Source organism: Pandoraea sp. E26 (assembly GCF_000681415.1).
GTDB lineage: Bacteria > Pseudomonadota > Gammaproteobacteria > Burkholderiales > Burkholderiaceae > Pandoraea > Pandoraea pnomenusa.
This window is the reverse complement of record NZ_AYXJ01000036.1, coordinates 16,095-29,933: the sequence shown is the minus strand read 5'-3', so window position 1 is coordinate 29,933 and position 13,839 is coordinate 16,095. Positions and strand designations below refer to the sequence as shown.

Genomic DNA, 13,839 nt, shown 5'->3' with positions numbered 1-13,839 from the left:
CCCCAACCCCAACCCCAACCGTTTCGGACGACACGCGTGCCCACACCCGCCGCTTACCGTCGCGTCGGTTCCACCGATGCCGAATCGCCTCGCCGCCATCGTTCCCGCGATCCGCGCACGGCGCGTATGATCGCGGCGGCGCTCGTCCTGGGGGCTGCCTTAGGGACTGCCTTAGGGACTGCCTTAGGGGGCACGGCCAAGCTCGCGCACGGCGCACCGACAGCCGGGGTACGCGCGGCGTCGCCCGTGTATGTGGCGCCGGAAGCGGCAACGTCGGCCGTCGATCGGCCGGACTGGCAGGCGCGCGATTGGGCGATGGCGTGCATGAGTTGTCATAACGCGTCGGCCCCGATCAGCGCGGGCAAGAGAGTGCTTCCCGCACTGGAAGGCCGGCCGGCGGCCGAGCTCATGGCCACCTTGCAAGCCATGCGCGACGCCCGGCGCGGCGCCACGCTGATGCCGCAGCTCCTCAAGGGCTACCGCGACGACGAGTTGCAGCGCATCGCCGCTTACTTCGCCGCCCAGCCCGCGCCGTCCGCCGCCGACAAATCGTCGGCGAAAGCGTCCCCGGCAAACCCCGCACGTACCGTGCGATAGGTCAGACATGATGCGTCGTCGCGATTTTCTCTTCGGTATGAGTGCATTGGCCGCGTGCGTCGGCGCGACGCCCGCGTGGGCCGCGCCGCTCTGGCCGACGCCGGTCAGGGCGCGCGCGCGCGTCGTCGTGATCGGCGGGGGCTTTGGCGGTGCCACGGCGGCCAAGGCGCTGCGCGTGCTCTCGGGCAATACGATCGACGTCACGCTCGTCGAACCGAATGAGGCGTTCGTCTCCTCGCCGCTTTCGAATCTCGTCGTGGGCGGCAATTTGCGCGTGAGCGACCTCACGGTGCCCTACGACAGGCTCGTCACGCGCCACGGCGTCGTGTGGCGTCGCACGCGGGCCAACGGCATCGACGCCGCGAAGAAGCAGGTGCAACTCGCGGACGGCGCGCGCCTGTCGTACGACAAGCTGATCGTGGCGCCCGGTGTGTCGTTGCGCCGCGAGGCCATTGCGGGCCTGTCCGATCCGGCGCTGCGCGATGCGCTGCCGGTCGGCTGGACGGACGCGCGCGAAAGCGCGCTGCTGCACGCCCGTCTGAAGGCGATGCCCGACGGCGGCGTGTTCGCCATCACCATTCCCGAAGCGCCGTTCCGCTGCCCGCCCGCGCCGTACGAACGCGCCTGCCAGGCGGCCGCGTGGATCCGACAACACAAACCGCGCGCGAAAGTGCTCGTGTTCGACGCCAACGATCAGGTACTCGCCGAAGCCGAACAGTTTCACGACGTCTGGCGCACGCAATTTTCCGGGGTCGTCGAGTACCACCCGCAATTCAATTGCACCGAAGTGGCCGCCGACGGCACGAAGCATCTGGCGCGTTTCGAGCTGGGCGAGGAAGTCCGCGCCGATGTGCTCAACGTCATCCCGCCGATGCGCGCGGGCGACATCGCGGTGCAAAGCGGACTCGCCACGGCCAACGGACGCTGGTGCGATGTCGATTTCCTAACCTTCGCGTCGGCGGCGCAGCCCGATATCCACATCCTCGGCGACGCCATCCAGATCGCGCCGCAAATGCCGAAGTCCGGTCACATGGCGAACCAGCACGGCAAGGTGTGCGCCGCCGCCATCGTTGCCACGCTCGCCGGGCGAGCGGTCAACCCCGAGCCCCTGTACAGCAACACCTGTTACACGTTCGTTTCGGCCACCGAGGCGATGCACGTCGCCAGCGTGCACCGGTACGACACCGCGCAACGCACCATGCTGCCGGTTCCCGGCACGGGCGGCGCGTCACCACGCGCCTCGCGAGACGAGTTTGCCCTGGGACTCGCGTGGGCGCAGGGCATCTGGGCCGACATGCTGGCCTGATGCGGATGACGGCGGGACGCGCGCCCGCCGCGACCACGTTTGGAGGCCGCTCTCTAAGCGTGGGAACGTACGCGCCGCCACAGGGTGCCCCTCAGGTGTTGCTCGGGTGCCGCATTCCTCCAGGTTTCCCTCGTTGACGGGGCCTGCGGCCTCTCGGTTACACTGGCCCAACGAAAAAAATCAGCGTTTGGGGGGCATAGGGATGGCGTATCGCCAGGGAGGGTCCCGTCTTGCGTCACGCGTCGTGCGTGGGGACTCGGTGAAGTCGGTTCGCAACCGCAAAGTCGTTCAGATCGTCGCCGTCACGTTTTGCACCCTCAGCCTGCTCGGCACGCAACAGGCGTGGGCAGATGCCAGTCCGGTGCGCGGCGACCCGATGCAAAGCATTCCGAAGATCGAGGTGCCCAAGGCGCCGGCGCCCACCATTCGGATTCAGCCACCGACTCAGGAAGATGCGCTCAAGGCGCTCCTCGCCCGCAAGATCACCCCGAAGCGTTTCGGCATCGAAGGCGTGAAATCACTGCCTTTCGATCAGGTCGCGGGACTTTTTGCCCCGATGGCGGGCAAGGAAGTGACCATCGGCGATCTGGTCGAGAAGGCCAACGAAGTCACGAAGCTGTATCAGGACGCGGGGTATCTCCTGTCCTTTGCCTTCGTGCCCGCCCAGGACTTCAACGACGGTTTCGTGCGCGTGACGGTCGTCGAGGGCTACATCGCCAGCACCAGGATCACCGGCAAGCCGGGACCGTCGGAGCAGCGGCTGCGCGATATCGCCGCACACATCGAGGCGGAGCGGCCGCTCAAGCGCGCCACCTTCGAGCGCTATCTGAACCTGCTCACGCTCGTGCCCGGCATGAAGATCAAGGCCGATGTGCAGCCGCCGACGCAAACCGACGGTGCGACGGAGCTTTCGCTGGACGTTTCGCGCCAGCCGGTCGCGCTCGGCACGTCGCTCTCGTATAACAATCCGGGCATTCGCGGTGTGTTCACCGTGACGAGCAATGCCCTCACGCCGCTGGGCGAGCAGATCCAGCTAACGGCCATCGCGCCGAAGGGGCACAACGACGAAGAGTTCTACGCGGCGTCGTACATCCAGCCGCTGGGCTCGAACGGCCTTCAGGCGCGCCTCGATGCATCGCACTATCGCGGTCAGCCGGACGATCAGGCGCTCGCCGGCCTCACGCGACATCTCGACACGAAGCGCATCGCCGTGGGCGTGTCGTACCCCATCCTGCTCAACAACCAGCGCAGTCTCACGGTGAGCGGCGGCATGTACGGGGTGAATTCGCGCGACCGCTACGAAGTGCCGAACTCGCCCAACTACATCAATTCGCAGACGAACGTGCGCGCCGGGCAGGTACAGCTCGCCTACAACGAAGTCACCGACAAGCAGACCCGCAGCGCCACGCTCGGCGTGTTCAAGGGCTTCAACGGCATGGGGGCGAGTCAGGCTTACACGACGCAGCCGGCCGGGGTCGCCCAGATCCTCGGACCGTACGACCTCGGCTTCTGGCGCTTTACGCTCGATGGCAAGCAAGGGGTGGTGCTGCCGTGGGATTTCGGGGTGATCGTGTCCGCCGGGGCGCAGTACAGCGGCAATACGCTGCCGACGTCCGAACAGGCGACCTTCGGCGGCCAGCGTTTCGGCCTCGGTTACCCGGCCGGCGAAATTGCCGGAGATAAGGGCTGGGGTGCGTCGATTGAACTCAACCGGATGTTCCGCACCGACTTCCGTTATCTGAAGACGATTCAGCCGTACCTGATTCTCGACACGGCGCGCGTCTACGTGAACTACGGCCAACTGTTCCACAACCAGCTTGCCTCGGTGGGGCTGGGCGTTCGCATCTCCGACAGCAAGTACTACTCGCTCGATCTCTCGATCGCCAAGCCGATGGCGGACGCGCCCACCAACTCGCCGAATCGTCCGCTGCGCTTCAACGCGAACTGGTCATATCAGTTCGAGTAAGGTCGCCGGTCATCTCGGGGGGCGCATCGGTCGTCCCCCCACTATTTTTCTTATCAGGTTTTTCCCTGATGCCACAGCGCTTCATGCCCTCACGCCTGCCGGCAGCTGGCTGCACAAAGGCGACGCCGCGCTTCGCGCACTGGCATGACACGCGGCGCGCTATATCCAACCGTATACACGGATTGCGTGCGAGCAAACACCGAAATGACATCGGCCGCCGCGATACGTCGGCGTCCGATATGTTGCAGTGCAGCTTGCACACTTCGCCCGTTATTTTGATTATCCGTATATGCGTATGTAGGCATATACGGCATCTCTTGTGCCTTCACACGAACTCAAAGACTGACCGTCATGGAAGAACTCGATCGCGTATTCGAAAAGGTGTCGCATTACTTCAGCCTGCTCTCCGAGCCCACCCGGCTGCGGATCCTGCACGCGCTGTGTGGTGGCGAGCGCTCGGTCAACGAGGTGGTGACGGAAGTGGGTTCGTCGCAAACGAATGTGTCGCGACACCTGGGCGCGATGTACCAGGCGGGTGTGCTGGCGCGTCGACGCGACGGGAACCAGGTGTATTACGCGATCGCGGATACCGGGGTGGTCGAGATCTGTCGCGCCGTGTGCATACAGGTCGCCGGCCGAATCGAGGAGGAGGCGCTGCCGGAGCGTGCCGTCGATGGCTTCATGCCGCGCGGGAGCTGATGCCCGCCGGCGCGCGTGCCGCAGACCGAAGTGAAACCGTAACGCAGCAACCTGGCAGGACCGTGCGGCAAAAAGACCGCCAGCGACAACCAAAACACAAGCGGTAAGCCGCCAGCCTCCTTGCGACGCTGGCGGACGCCACGAAACGCGAGGAGACAGGGTGAGCGACAACGCATCGCGAGCCGGCCGTTTGCGCCGGGCTCCGGAGAATTTCATCGACGGCACATTGGCCGGCGACATTGCGCGCGAGGGACTCAATCCCACGCGTCGCAGCTTCCTGCAACGCAGCTTCCTGGCCGCCGGCGCCGCGCTCGCCGGTGGCAGTGCCTTCGCGGCGGACGCCCCGAACGCCGTGGGCGCCGGTGACCCGATGATCCTCGAGCCGCGCCCGTGGGCGACCTCGCTTGGCCAGCCTGTCGCGGCGCGTCCCTACGGCATGCCGTCGAAGTACGAGGCCAATCTGCAGCGCCGTCAGTCCCCCGGGCTCACGCAAACCGCACAGGCTTCCGTTGCCTTCACGCCGCTGCAAGGGCTGTTTGGCATCATCACGCCCAGCGGCCTGCACTTCGAGCGCCATCACCAGGGCTGGCAGGAGATCGACCCGACGCAACACCGCCTGATGGTGCATGGCCTCGTGCGCGAGTCGAAGGTGTACACGATGGACGACATCATGCGGTTGCCCTCCGTGTCGCGCATGCACTTCATCGAGTGCGGCGCGAACACCGGCATGGAGTGGGGCAACGCGGCCGTGCCCACGGTGCAATACACGCACGGCATGCTGTCGTGCTGCGAATTCACGGGGGTGCCGCTCTCGGTACTGCTCGACGACGTGGGCGCCGACACCCGGCGCGGCCAGTACGTGCTTGCCGAAGGCGGCGACGGCTCGGGCATGACCCGCACGATCTCGATGGAGGCGGCGCTCTCCGACGTGCTCGTCGCGTGGGGCATGAACGGCGAAATGCTGCGCCCCGAGAATGGCTATCCGCTGCGTCTGGTCGTGCCCGGCGTACAGGGCGTGTCGTGGGTGAAGTGGCTGCGCCGCATCAAGGTCGGCGATGCGCCGTGGAATACCAAGGATGAAACGAGTCACTACGTCGACCTGATGCCGGACGGCCAGCATCGCCAATACACGTCGATCCAGGAGTGCAAGTCGGTCATCACGTCGCCATCGGGCGGACAGGCGCTGCTCGATCGCGGCTACTTCAACATCACCGGGCTCGCATGGTCGGGTCGCGGCCGCATCAAGCGCGTGGATGTCTCCACCGACGGGGGCAAGTCGTGGCGTCAGGCCCGCATCGAATCGCCGGTGCTGCCGAAGTGCCTCACGCGCTTCAACTTCGATTGGCAATGGGACGGTTCGCCCGCGCTGCTGCAAAGCCGCGCGGTGGACGAAACCGGCTTCGTGCAACCGCGGTATCGGCAACTGCGTGAAGTGCGCGGCACGAAGTCGATTTATCACAACAACGCCATCCAGACGTGGCAAGTGGCGGCAAACGGCGAGGTGACCAATGTTCACGTTGACTGAACGGAAGTCGCCGAGTCCGGTGCCTCGCATGAAAAGCCGTTTCCTGGCAGTCGTGATCGCCGGATTGTGGGCGGGGGCGCTGGCCGTTGCCGCGATGACCGTGCTCGCATGGCTTTCCAGCCCGGCACAGGCCGCACCGGCCGCGACGCAAAAGCCGGGACAGAGCGCGGCGCCCACGCCGATCAAGGCGCCGGCCGGCATCGGTCGCGATGCCACGGCCGCGGAGCTCAACGCGTGGGATATCGACGTGCGTCCCGACTTCAAGGGCTTGCCCAAGGGGCACGGGTCGGTGGCCGACGGCCAGAAGTTGTTCGACGCGCGTTGCGCGTCGTGCCACGGCACGTTCGGCGAGAGCAACGAGGTGTTCAACCCGCTCGTGGGCGGCACCACGGCCGACGACATCAAGACGGGGCACGTGGCGTCGCTGCGCGCGAACAATCAGCCGGTGCGCACCACGCTCATGAAGGTCGACACGATCTCCACGATCTGGGATTACATCCGTCGCGCCATGCCGTGGAACGCGCCGCGCTCGCTCACGCCGGACGAGGTGTACGCCGTCACTGCGTACATCCTGAACCTCGGCGAGATCGTGCCGTCGGACTTCGTGCTCTCCGACAAGAACATCGCCGACGTGCAGAAACTCATGCCCAATCGCAACGGGATGACGCGCGCGCACGGCATGTGGCGCGTGGGCGACAAACCGGATACTCATAACAAGGCGTGTATGCAGGATTGTCCCGAGGCTGGTATCGTGACGTCCGCACTCCCTGCGTACGCCCGCGACGCACATGGGGATCTGGCCGCGCAAAACCGGGTGATCGGTCCGGTGCGCGGTATCGATACGAAGCTGCCGCCGCTGTCGGGCACCGCCGCGCAAAATGCGGCGGTGCGCAAGACCGCGGCCCTCGCCACGCTCGGCATGGCGAGTCCGGACGCGCCGGCCAAAACCGCCGCTGCGACGTCACCGGCAGCAACGCTTGCGGACAAGAACGGTTGTCTGGCATGTCACGGTGTGACCGACAAGAAGATCGGGCCCGCCTTCTCGGAGGTCGCCGCCAAGTATCATGGGCAGTCGGATGCGGCTGAAAAACTGGTGGCGAAGATACGTGCCGGCGGCGCCGGTAACTGGGGCAGCATGCCAATGCCGCCGCAGACGCAGGTCGCCGAAACCGACGTCCGTACGATGGTCGACTGGATTCTCCATGGTGCACATTGAGCGGGCAGGGTGTCCGACGGCCGCGCCATGTCACCCAGGCTGCCGCAGGACCCCGTCCCCTACACAAACCGAAGGAGATACGATGAAGAAGTTGCTGATCGCTGCGGCCATGCTGGCCGGTACCTCGCTGGCGCACGCCGGTGTCGATGTCGCTGCAGCGACCAAGCTCGCGGCCGCCAACGCCTGTATGGGTTGCCACGCCGTCGACAAGAAACTCGTGGGCCCGTCCTATCAGGATGTCGCAGCCAAGTACAAGGGCGACAAGGATGCCGTGGCCAAGCTGGTCAAGAAAGTGAAGGGCGGTGGCTCGGGCGTCTGGGGTCCGATTCCGATGCCGGCGCACCCGAACTTGTCGGATGCCGACGCCAAGACCCTGGTGGAGTGGGTTCTGGCAGGCGCCCCGGCGAAGTAAGCCCGGGGCAGGGGGCTCGCCGGCCGGTTGTCGCGTAGTCGTGGCGGCCGGTCTGGCGGGCGAACGGCGGCCGTTGCGATGCGCGCATACCGAGCGTGTCGCGGCGGCGGCCTTCAGAGAAGGAAACTCATACAGATGAACCAACAGCGACGCGACATGCTGCGGTTTTCCGCGGTAATGGGACTGGCGGTTGCCGCCGGGCTGATCAAGCCCGAAGAGGCGCGCGCGGCACAGGAGTGGAACAAGGCGGCGTTTGCCACCCGCAGCGTGGCCGATACGGTCAAGGCGCTTGGCGGCACGAGCGCGAGCCCGAGCGATCAGGTCGTGCTGAGCGTTCCCGACATCGCCGAGAACGGTGCGGTCGTGCCGGTGGTGGTGGCAAGCAAGGCGCCGAACACGCAGATGATCGCGATTCTGATCGAGAAGAATCCGAACACGCTGGCCGCGTCGTTCGATATTCCCGAGGGCACGGAGCCATCGGTGACCACGCGCGTGAAGATGGGCCAGACCTCGAAGGTTTATGCGCTCGTCAAGGCGGACAACAAGTACCTCGTGGCCGAGAAGGAAGTCAAGGTCACGCTGGGCGGTTGCGGCGGTTAAGCGACGCATCGTAGAACTAGAGGAGCCACAACATGGGTAACCCGATGCGCATTCGCGCAACCGAGGCCGGCGGTGTCGTCGAGGTCAAGGTGCTGATGAGCCACATCATGGAAACCGGTCAGCGCAAGGACGCTTCCGGTAATATCGTACCGGCACACTTCATCCAGAACGTGACCGTCACGAGCAACGGGAAGACGGTGCTGTCGGCCCAATGGGGGCCGGCGGTGTCGAAGGATCCGTTCATGTCGTTCAAGTTCAAGGGCGCCAAGAAGGGCGACAAGGTTGCGGTCACGTGGACCGACAACAAGGGCGACTCGCGCACCGACGAGGCGACCATCGCCTGACGGGGCGAGCGCCGGAATGCCGCGGCGGCGTGCAGGCTCGCATGCCTGCCGCCAGGCATCCCGGCCGGGTGGGACGGCGTGGCGTTGCTGTCGTGCCGCGCAGTGTGTGCAAGCGGGCGCTTGCGGGGAGGGTTCCCCGTCGCGCGCCGACCAACCCCACAAAGAGGAGACTCAGATGAACGAGGCGCAACATAGCGCACGGACGCGCAACACACGCCGCGCCGCATGGCGGCCCGACGTGCGCGGCGCAGTGCTTGGCGGCATGCTCGCCATCGCGGGCCTGAGCGCACCCGCATTCGCCGCGGAAAGCTCCACGGCAGACGCCATCGCGCAATACCGCGAGATGCTCGCCGACGGCAATCCGGCGGAACTCGTCGAAATGCGTGGCGAAGCGCTCTGGAAGACGCCGCGAGGCCCGAACAACGTATCGCTTGCGCAGTGCGACCTGGGCCTGGGCCCCGGCGTCGTGAAAGATGCCTACGCGCAATTGCCGCGCTACTTCCCCGATACCAAGCGCGTGCTCGACGCCGAGTCGCGCATCGTCGAATGCATGGTGAATCTGCAGGGCTTCAAGCGTGCGGACGTCATCAAGCAGCCGTTCTCCAAGGAAGGTCAGGACCCGACCGATCTCGAGTCGCTCACCGCCTACGTTGCCGGTCAGTCGCGCGGCGCGACCATTCGCGTACCGCAGTCGCACAAGGAAGAGAAGGAAGCCTATGCGCGCGGACAGAAGATCTTCTTTTACCGGGCCGGTCCGTACGATTTTTCGTGCGCGTCGTGCCACGGGGCGGACGACAAGCGCATTCGCTTGCAGGATCTGCCGAATCTGACAAAACCTGTCGCGGCGCGTCAGGCGTTTGCGACGTGGCCGGGGTATCGCGTGTCGCAAGGGGCATTGCGCACGATGCAGTGGCGGATGAACGACTGTTTCCGTCAGCAGCGCATGCCCGTGCTGAATTACGGCTCGCAGGCGTCGATCGATCTGATTACCTTCATCGGTGTGATGGCCAATGGCGGCAAGATGGACGCCCCTGGCCTGAAGCGCTGACCGACCACGAGGCATACCCATGAAAACATTCGCATTGCGCGCGACGGGCGTCGCGCTGGCAGCGGCCGGGGCACTCGTCGTCGGCGCGGCCTTTGCCGAGGGCGAGAGCGTGAAGCTCGTCACCGGGACGACCGATGCGGCGGTCGTGCAGGAACTGCGCAATTCGTTCCACGGCTCCGGCATTGCCCAGCTCGATCGCATCGATCAGAGCGAGTTGCAGAAGCTGTGCACGCAGTACGCCACCAAGCCCATGCCGGCAAAGGTTGCCGAGCGTCTGCAAAAGGCGGAACTGGCGAGCGTCAAGGCGCCGGCCGACGGCAAGTATCTCGGCGACTGGAAGGAAGGCGAGAAGGTGGCGCAGAACGGCCGTGGCATGCAGTTCTCCGACAAGGCCGACACGGTCAACGGCGGCAATTGTTACGCCTGTCACCAACTGACCAAGAGCGAAATCTCGTTCGGCAATATCGGTCCGTCGCTGTACAACTACGGCAAGCTGCGCGGCGATTCGCCCGAGGTGGTCAAGTACACGTGGGCCAAGGTCTACGATTCGCACAGCTACATGGCGTGCTCGAACATGCCGCGATTCGGCTCGGCGGGCATTCTGACGGAACAGCAGTTGAAGGATGTGATGGCGCTGCTGCTCGATCCGGCTTCGCCGGTCAATCAATAACGCGCTTGCGCATCGCCGCGCGGGCAGACCTGCCGGGGCCGGATCTCGTCATCCGGTCACGGCGGTCTGCGCCCGGCCTCCGGAGTGCCGCATGAAACCCCTGATGGATTCGATTCGTCGCATTGGCTCGCGCGCCTCGGCCGTGGCCTTGCTGGCGATGTGCCTGAGTGCACCCGCGACCGCGCTCGAGGTGGGCGACACGGTCTCACTGCCGTCGCTCACGCTGCTTGACGGCAAGACGATGCCCGCGAGCGCGTTCAAGGACCGGACGGTGATCGTCGAGTACTGGGCGTCGTGGTGTCCGTTCTGCGCGCAGCAGAACCCGCACGTGCAAAAGCTCTTCGAGGCCACGCGCGGAAAACCGATCCAGATCGTCACGCTGTCGATCGACAAGAAGGCGCAGGAGGCCGTCGATTACGTCAAGGCGCACGGCTACACGTTTCCGGCGGGTATGGACAACGACGCGTGGCAGGCCGCGCTTGGCAAGCGTCGCGGCTTGCCGGAACTCTATGTGATCGGGCGCAACGGCAAGGTATTGCGCAAGGAAGTGGGCGAGATGTTCGGCGAGGACGTGGCGGCGCTGGCCGATTACGCGGGCAAGTGAGCCCGGCGGTGGCCCGCATGGGCAACCGCAAGCCACGACAGACAACGACAAGGCAGGAGCGCCGCACGATGCGCGCGCCACGGAGACGAAATGAATCGACGCGAGTTCATGCAGGTGTTGGCGGTGGCGGCAGCGGGCGGCATGGCGCTGTCGCATCACGAGACGGCGGCGGCCCAGGCGGCCGCGGCGTTCTACGATCTGCCGAAGTTCGGCAATGTGCACCTGCTGCATTTCACCGATTGCCATGCGCAGTTGCTGCCGATCTACTTTCGCGAACCGAGCGTGAATCTCGGCATTGCCGACCAGGCGAACAAGCCGCCGCATCTCGTGGGCGAGGCATTCCTGAAGGCGTACGGGTTGCGTCCGGGCACGCCCGAGGCCTATGCGTTCACCTATCTCGATTTCGCCGCCGCGGCGAGCACGTATGGCAAGGTGGGCGGGTTCGCGCATCTGGCCACGCTCGTCAAGCGCATGAAGGCGTCGCGCCCCGGCGCGCTGCTGCTCGACGGCGGTGACACCTGGCAGGGTTCGGGCACGGCCATGTGGACCAAGGGTCAGGACATGGTCGACGCCACGCTGGCGCTCGGGGTCGACGTGATGACGGCACACTGGGAATTCACCTACGGTGCCGAGCGTGTGAAATCCGTTGTCGAGGAGCAGCTCAAGGGCAAGATCGATTTCGTCGCCCAGAACGTGCAGACGAACGACTTCGGCGATCCGGTCTTCTCGCCTTACACGATCAGGACAATGAACGGCGTGCCGGTGGCGATCATCGGTCAGGCATTCCCGTACACGCCGATCGCGAACCCGCGTTATTTCGTGCCGGACTGGACGTTCGGCATCCAGGAGGAGCGCCTTCAGGCGATGGTCGACGAGGTGCGCGGTAAGGGCGCGCAGGTCGTGGTCGTGCTCTCGCACAACGGCATGGACGTCGATCTGAAACTGGCATCGCGCGTGCGCGGTATTGACGCGATCATGGGCGGCCATACGCACGACGGTGTTCCCAAGCCCGTCGTCGTCCCGAATGCCGGGGGCAAGACGCTCGTGACCAATGCCGGCTCGAACGGCAAGTTCCTGGGCGTGCTGGATTTCGACGTGAAGGGCGGCAAGCCGGTGGATTTCCGCTACAAGCTGATGCCGGTCTTCGCGAATCTGCTGCCGGCCGACGCGCAGATGCAGGCGCTCGTCGAGCGCGTACGCGCCCCGTTTGCCGCCAGGTTGGCCGAGCCACTGGCGGTGACCGAAGGCCTTTTGTATCGGCGCGGCAACTTCAACGGCACGTTCGATCAGTTGCTGCTCGATGCGGTGATGGCCGAGAAGGACGCCGAGATCGGCTTCTCGCCGGGCTTCCGGTGGGGGACGTCGTTGCTGCCGGGGCAGACGATCACCATGGAGCAGTTGCTCGATCAGACGGCGATCACCTACCCGTATACGACGCTCACGCCGATGACCGGCGAGACGATCAAGACGGTGCTCGAGGATGTGGCCGACAACCTGTTCAACCCCGATCCGTATTACCAGCAGGGGGGCGACATGGTGCGGGTGGGCGGCATGGATTACGCGATCGATCCGATGGCGCCGATGGGCAAGCGGATTACCGACATGCGTCTGAACGGCAAGCCGATCGAGGCGGGCAAGACGTACAAGGTGGCAGGCTGGGCGCCGGTCGCCGAGGGCGCGCAGGGCGAGCCGGTGTGGGATGTGGTGGCCCGCTACCTCCGCGCGCAGAAGACGGTCGTGGCGAAGGCGCCCAAGGTCCCGCTCATCAAGGGCATGAAGGGCAATCAGGGCGCGGCCTGAGCGATTCGTGGCGCCGAAGGGGCAAGGGGGCAAGGGGCCGGCGGATCGTCGGCATCGCCTCAAAATAATCCCGAGCAATTTTGTCGGCTGCTCGCCAGACCGGTAAAAACCGATATAATCGCTGCTTGGTGTGGGGCGGTAGCTCAGCTGGGAGAGCGTCGCGTTCGCAATGCGAAGGTCGGGAGTTCGATCCTCCTCCGCTCCACCAGTTCAAGACGAAACGTTGTTTTTCAAGAACTTACAGGATTTTACCTCGCTATTCACTGCGACCGCGTATTCTGAATAAGATACGGTGCGGTGGCAGCTTGCCAAGCACTCAACCCCTGCCTGCCCCGAGATTTCGTCGTTTTCATGACGGATCGCCGGGCCAAACTTGGGGTTAGGACTTCCGAGTGACGTGCGTTCTGCCGCCAAATCGAATATTCGTTTTTCACGAGCGCGACGAATCGGCACCGACGAACTGTTCGCCCGCCTCGAGCCATTTGTTGGAAGAGGGATAGCGAAATGGAGAGTTTCGGAAATTCCAAAAATGATTTTGGCTGTGTCGATGTATTGGCCTAGCCGGCCGGCAAACGATCACCCTGATCACGTGCCGTTTCCCGCCGGTCGGAGACGTTAGGTAGCTGACGGCTAAAACCGAGACTCTGATCCCAGACTGCGAAATTCTGACTTCATCGGTTTACGGCGGTAGGTATGCGCGGCGAGCGTCCTCACCGGGTCTGGCTGCCGAGCACGGTGATGCGTGTTCGACCGCCGACCGAGCGCCAGCTGAAGCGCGTTATCGATGCCTTTGGCAGAATTACTGCTCACACCAACGCTCGGGCAATGCCACAGGGGATTTGCATGCATGTGCCGACCCTGAGGCGATGGATGCTTGTTTCTTGCGGTGAGCGTCGCGCGGAAAGTCCCAGGAGAGCGCCAGACCATTTTGGCCTGTCTAGGTCCATCGTGACAAACGAAACTTGCCCAGCTCGGTCGGGGTCCTATGATGCGATGTAACATCTGCTGGAGTGTGCCGTATTCGGTGTCACATCGAGATCATCCGATCGGCA

At 64.9% G+C, this 13,839-nt stretch carries 13 protein-coding genes and 1 tRNA gene; all 14 read left to right on the top strand.

Going from position 1 to position 13,839, the window contains the following annotated elements; translation table 11 throughout:
• On the top strand, positions 1-597 hold a 597-nt coding region (locus tag W930_RS30270), incomplete at its 5' end, for a hypothetical protein (protein WP_235195577.1).
• 10 nt (positions 598-607) lie between these two features.
• Positions 608-1,903, top strand: a complete 1,296-nt coding sequence (locus W930_RS0122530) for an NAD(P)/FAD-dependent oxidoreductase (protein WP_023872582.1) — start codon at positions 608-610, stop codon at positions 1,901-1,903.
• A 259-nt stretch (positions 1,904-2,162) separates the two neighbouring features.
• Positions 2,163-3,869 carry a ShlB/FhaC/HecB family hemolysin secretion/activation protein gene (locus W930_RS0122525; protein ID WP_023872581.1) on the top strand — a complete coding sequence of 569 codons (1,707 nt, stop codon included), beginning with the start codon at positions 2,163-2,165 and terminating at the stop codon, positions 3,867-3,869.
• A gap of 351 nt (positions 3,870-4,220) precedes the next feature.
• Positions 4,221-4,568 carry a metalloregulator ArsR/SmtB family transcription factor gene (locus W930_RS0122520; protein ID WP_023598443.1) on the top strand — a complete coding sequence of 116 codons (348 nt, stop codon included), beginning with the start codon at positions 4,221-4,223 and terminating at the stop codon, positions 4,566-4,568.
• 160 nt (positions 4,569-4,728) lie between these two features.
• Positions 4,729-6,093, top strand: a complete 1,365-nt coding sequence (gene soxC, locus W930_RS0122515) for a sulfite dehydrogenase (protein ID WP_023872580.1) — start codon at positions 4,729-4,731, stop codon at positions 6,091-6,093.
• 28 nt (positions 6,094-6,121) lie between these two features.
• Positions 6,122-7,309, top strand: coding sequence for a c-type cytochrome (locus W930_RS0122510; RefSeq protein ID WP_024788648.1), 1,188 nt, complete (start codon positions 6,122-6,124; stop codon positions 7,307-7,309).
• Positions 7,310-7,391: 82 nt separating this feature from the next.
• Positions 7,392-7,721: a c-type cytochrome gene (locus W930_RS0122505; RefSeq protein WP_023598446.1), complete on the top strand. Its 330-nt coding sequence runs from the start codon at positions 7,392-7,394 to the stop codon at positions 7,719-7,721.
• A 135-nt stretch (positions 7,722-7,856) separates the two neighbouring features.
• Positions 7,857-8,321, top strand: a complete 465-nt coding sequence (gene soxY, locus W930_RS0122500; RefSeq protein WP_023598447.1) for a thiosulfate oxidation carrier protein SoxY — start codon at positions 7,857-7,859, stop codon at positions 8,319-8,321.
• A 32-nt stretch (positions 8,322-8,353) separates the two neighbouring features.
• On the top strand, positions 8,354-8,665 hold the full coding sequence (gene soxZ, locus W930_RS0122495; protein WP_023598448.1) for a thiosulfate oxidation carrier complex protein SoxZ: 312 nt from the start codon (positions 8,354-8,356) through the stop codon (positions 8,663-8,665).
• 262 nt (positions 8,666-8,927) lie between these two features.
• A complete protein-coding gene (soxA, locus tag W930_RS0122490; RefSeq protein ID WP_048806771.1) occupies positions 8,928-9,713 on the top strand; it encodes a sulfur oxidation c-type cytochrome SoxA in 786 nt (261 codons plus the stop codon).
• A gap of 19 nt (positions 9,714-9,732) precedes the next feature.
• On the top strand, positions 9,733-10,383 hold the full coding sequence (soxX, locus tag W930_RS0122485) for a sulfur oxidation c-type cytochrome SoxX (RefSeq protein WP_023598450.1): 651 nt from the start codon (positions 9,733-9,735) through the stop codon (positions 10,381-10,383).
• A 91-nt stretch (positions 10,384-10,474) separates the two neighbouring features.
• The gene (locus tag W930_RS0122480) at positions 10,475-10,987 is read left to right on the top strand and encodes a TlpA disulfide reductase family protein (protein ID WP_223272052.1); all 513 of its coding nucleotides are present in this window, start codon (positions 10,475-10,477) and stop codon (positions 10,985-10,987) included.
• A 90-nt stretch (positions 10,988-11,077) separates the two neighbouring features.
• Positions 11,078-12,787, top strand: a complete 1,710-nt coding sequence (soxB, locus tag W930_RS0122475; RefSeq protein ID WP_023872576.1) for a thiosulfohydrolase SoxB — start codon at positions 11,078-11,080, stop codon at positions 12,785-12,787.
• A gap of 132 nt (positions 12,788-12,919) precedes the next feature.
• A tRNA-Ala gene (locus W930_RS0122470) sits at positions 12,920-12,995 on the top strand.
• Positions 12,996-13,839 lie beyond the last annotated feature (844 nt).

Bases quoted from the DNA above. Each gene is read 5' to 3' on its own strand.
- soxY (WP_023598447.1), top strand. From the start codon at position 7,857: ATGAACCAACAGCGACGCGACATGCTGCGGTTTTCCGCGGTAATGGGA.
- W930_RS0122510 (WP_024788648.1), top strand. From the start codon at position 6,122: ATGAAAAGCCGTTTCCTGGCAGTCGTGATCGCCGGATTGTGGGCGGGG.
- soxZ (WP_023598448.1), top strand. From the start codon at position 8,354: ATGGGTAACCCGATGCGCATTCGCGCAACCGAGGCCGGCGGTGTCGTC.
- soxX (WP_023598450.1), top strand. From the start codon at position 9,733: ATGAAAACATTCGCATTGCGCGCGACGGGCGTCGCGCTGGCAGCGGCC.
- W930_RS0122480 (WP_223272052.1), top strand. From the start codon at position 10,475: ATGAAACCCCTGATGGATTCGATTCGTCGCATTGGCTCGCGCGCCTCG.
- W930_RS0122530 (WP_023872582.1), top strand. From the start codon at position 608: ATGCGTCGTCGCGATTTTCTCTTCGGTATGAGTGCATTGGCCGCGTGC.
- soxB (WP_023872576.1), top strand. From the start codon at position 11,078: ATGAATCGACGCGAGTTCATGCAGGTGTTGGCGGTGGCGGCAGCGGGC.
- soxA (WP_048806771.1), top strand. From the start codon at position 8,928: ATGCTCGCCATCGCGGGCCTGAGCGCACCCGCATTCGCCGCGGAAAGC.
- W930_RS0122505 (WP_023598446.1), top strand. From the start codon at position 7,392: ATGAAGAAGTTGCTGATCGCTGCGGCCATGCTGGCCGGTACCTCGCTG.
- W930_RS0122520 (WP_023598443.1), top strand. From the start codon at position 4,221: ATGGAAGAACTCGATCGCGTATTCGAAAAGGTGTCGCATTACTTCAGC.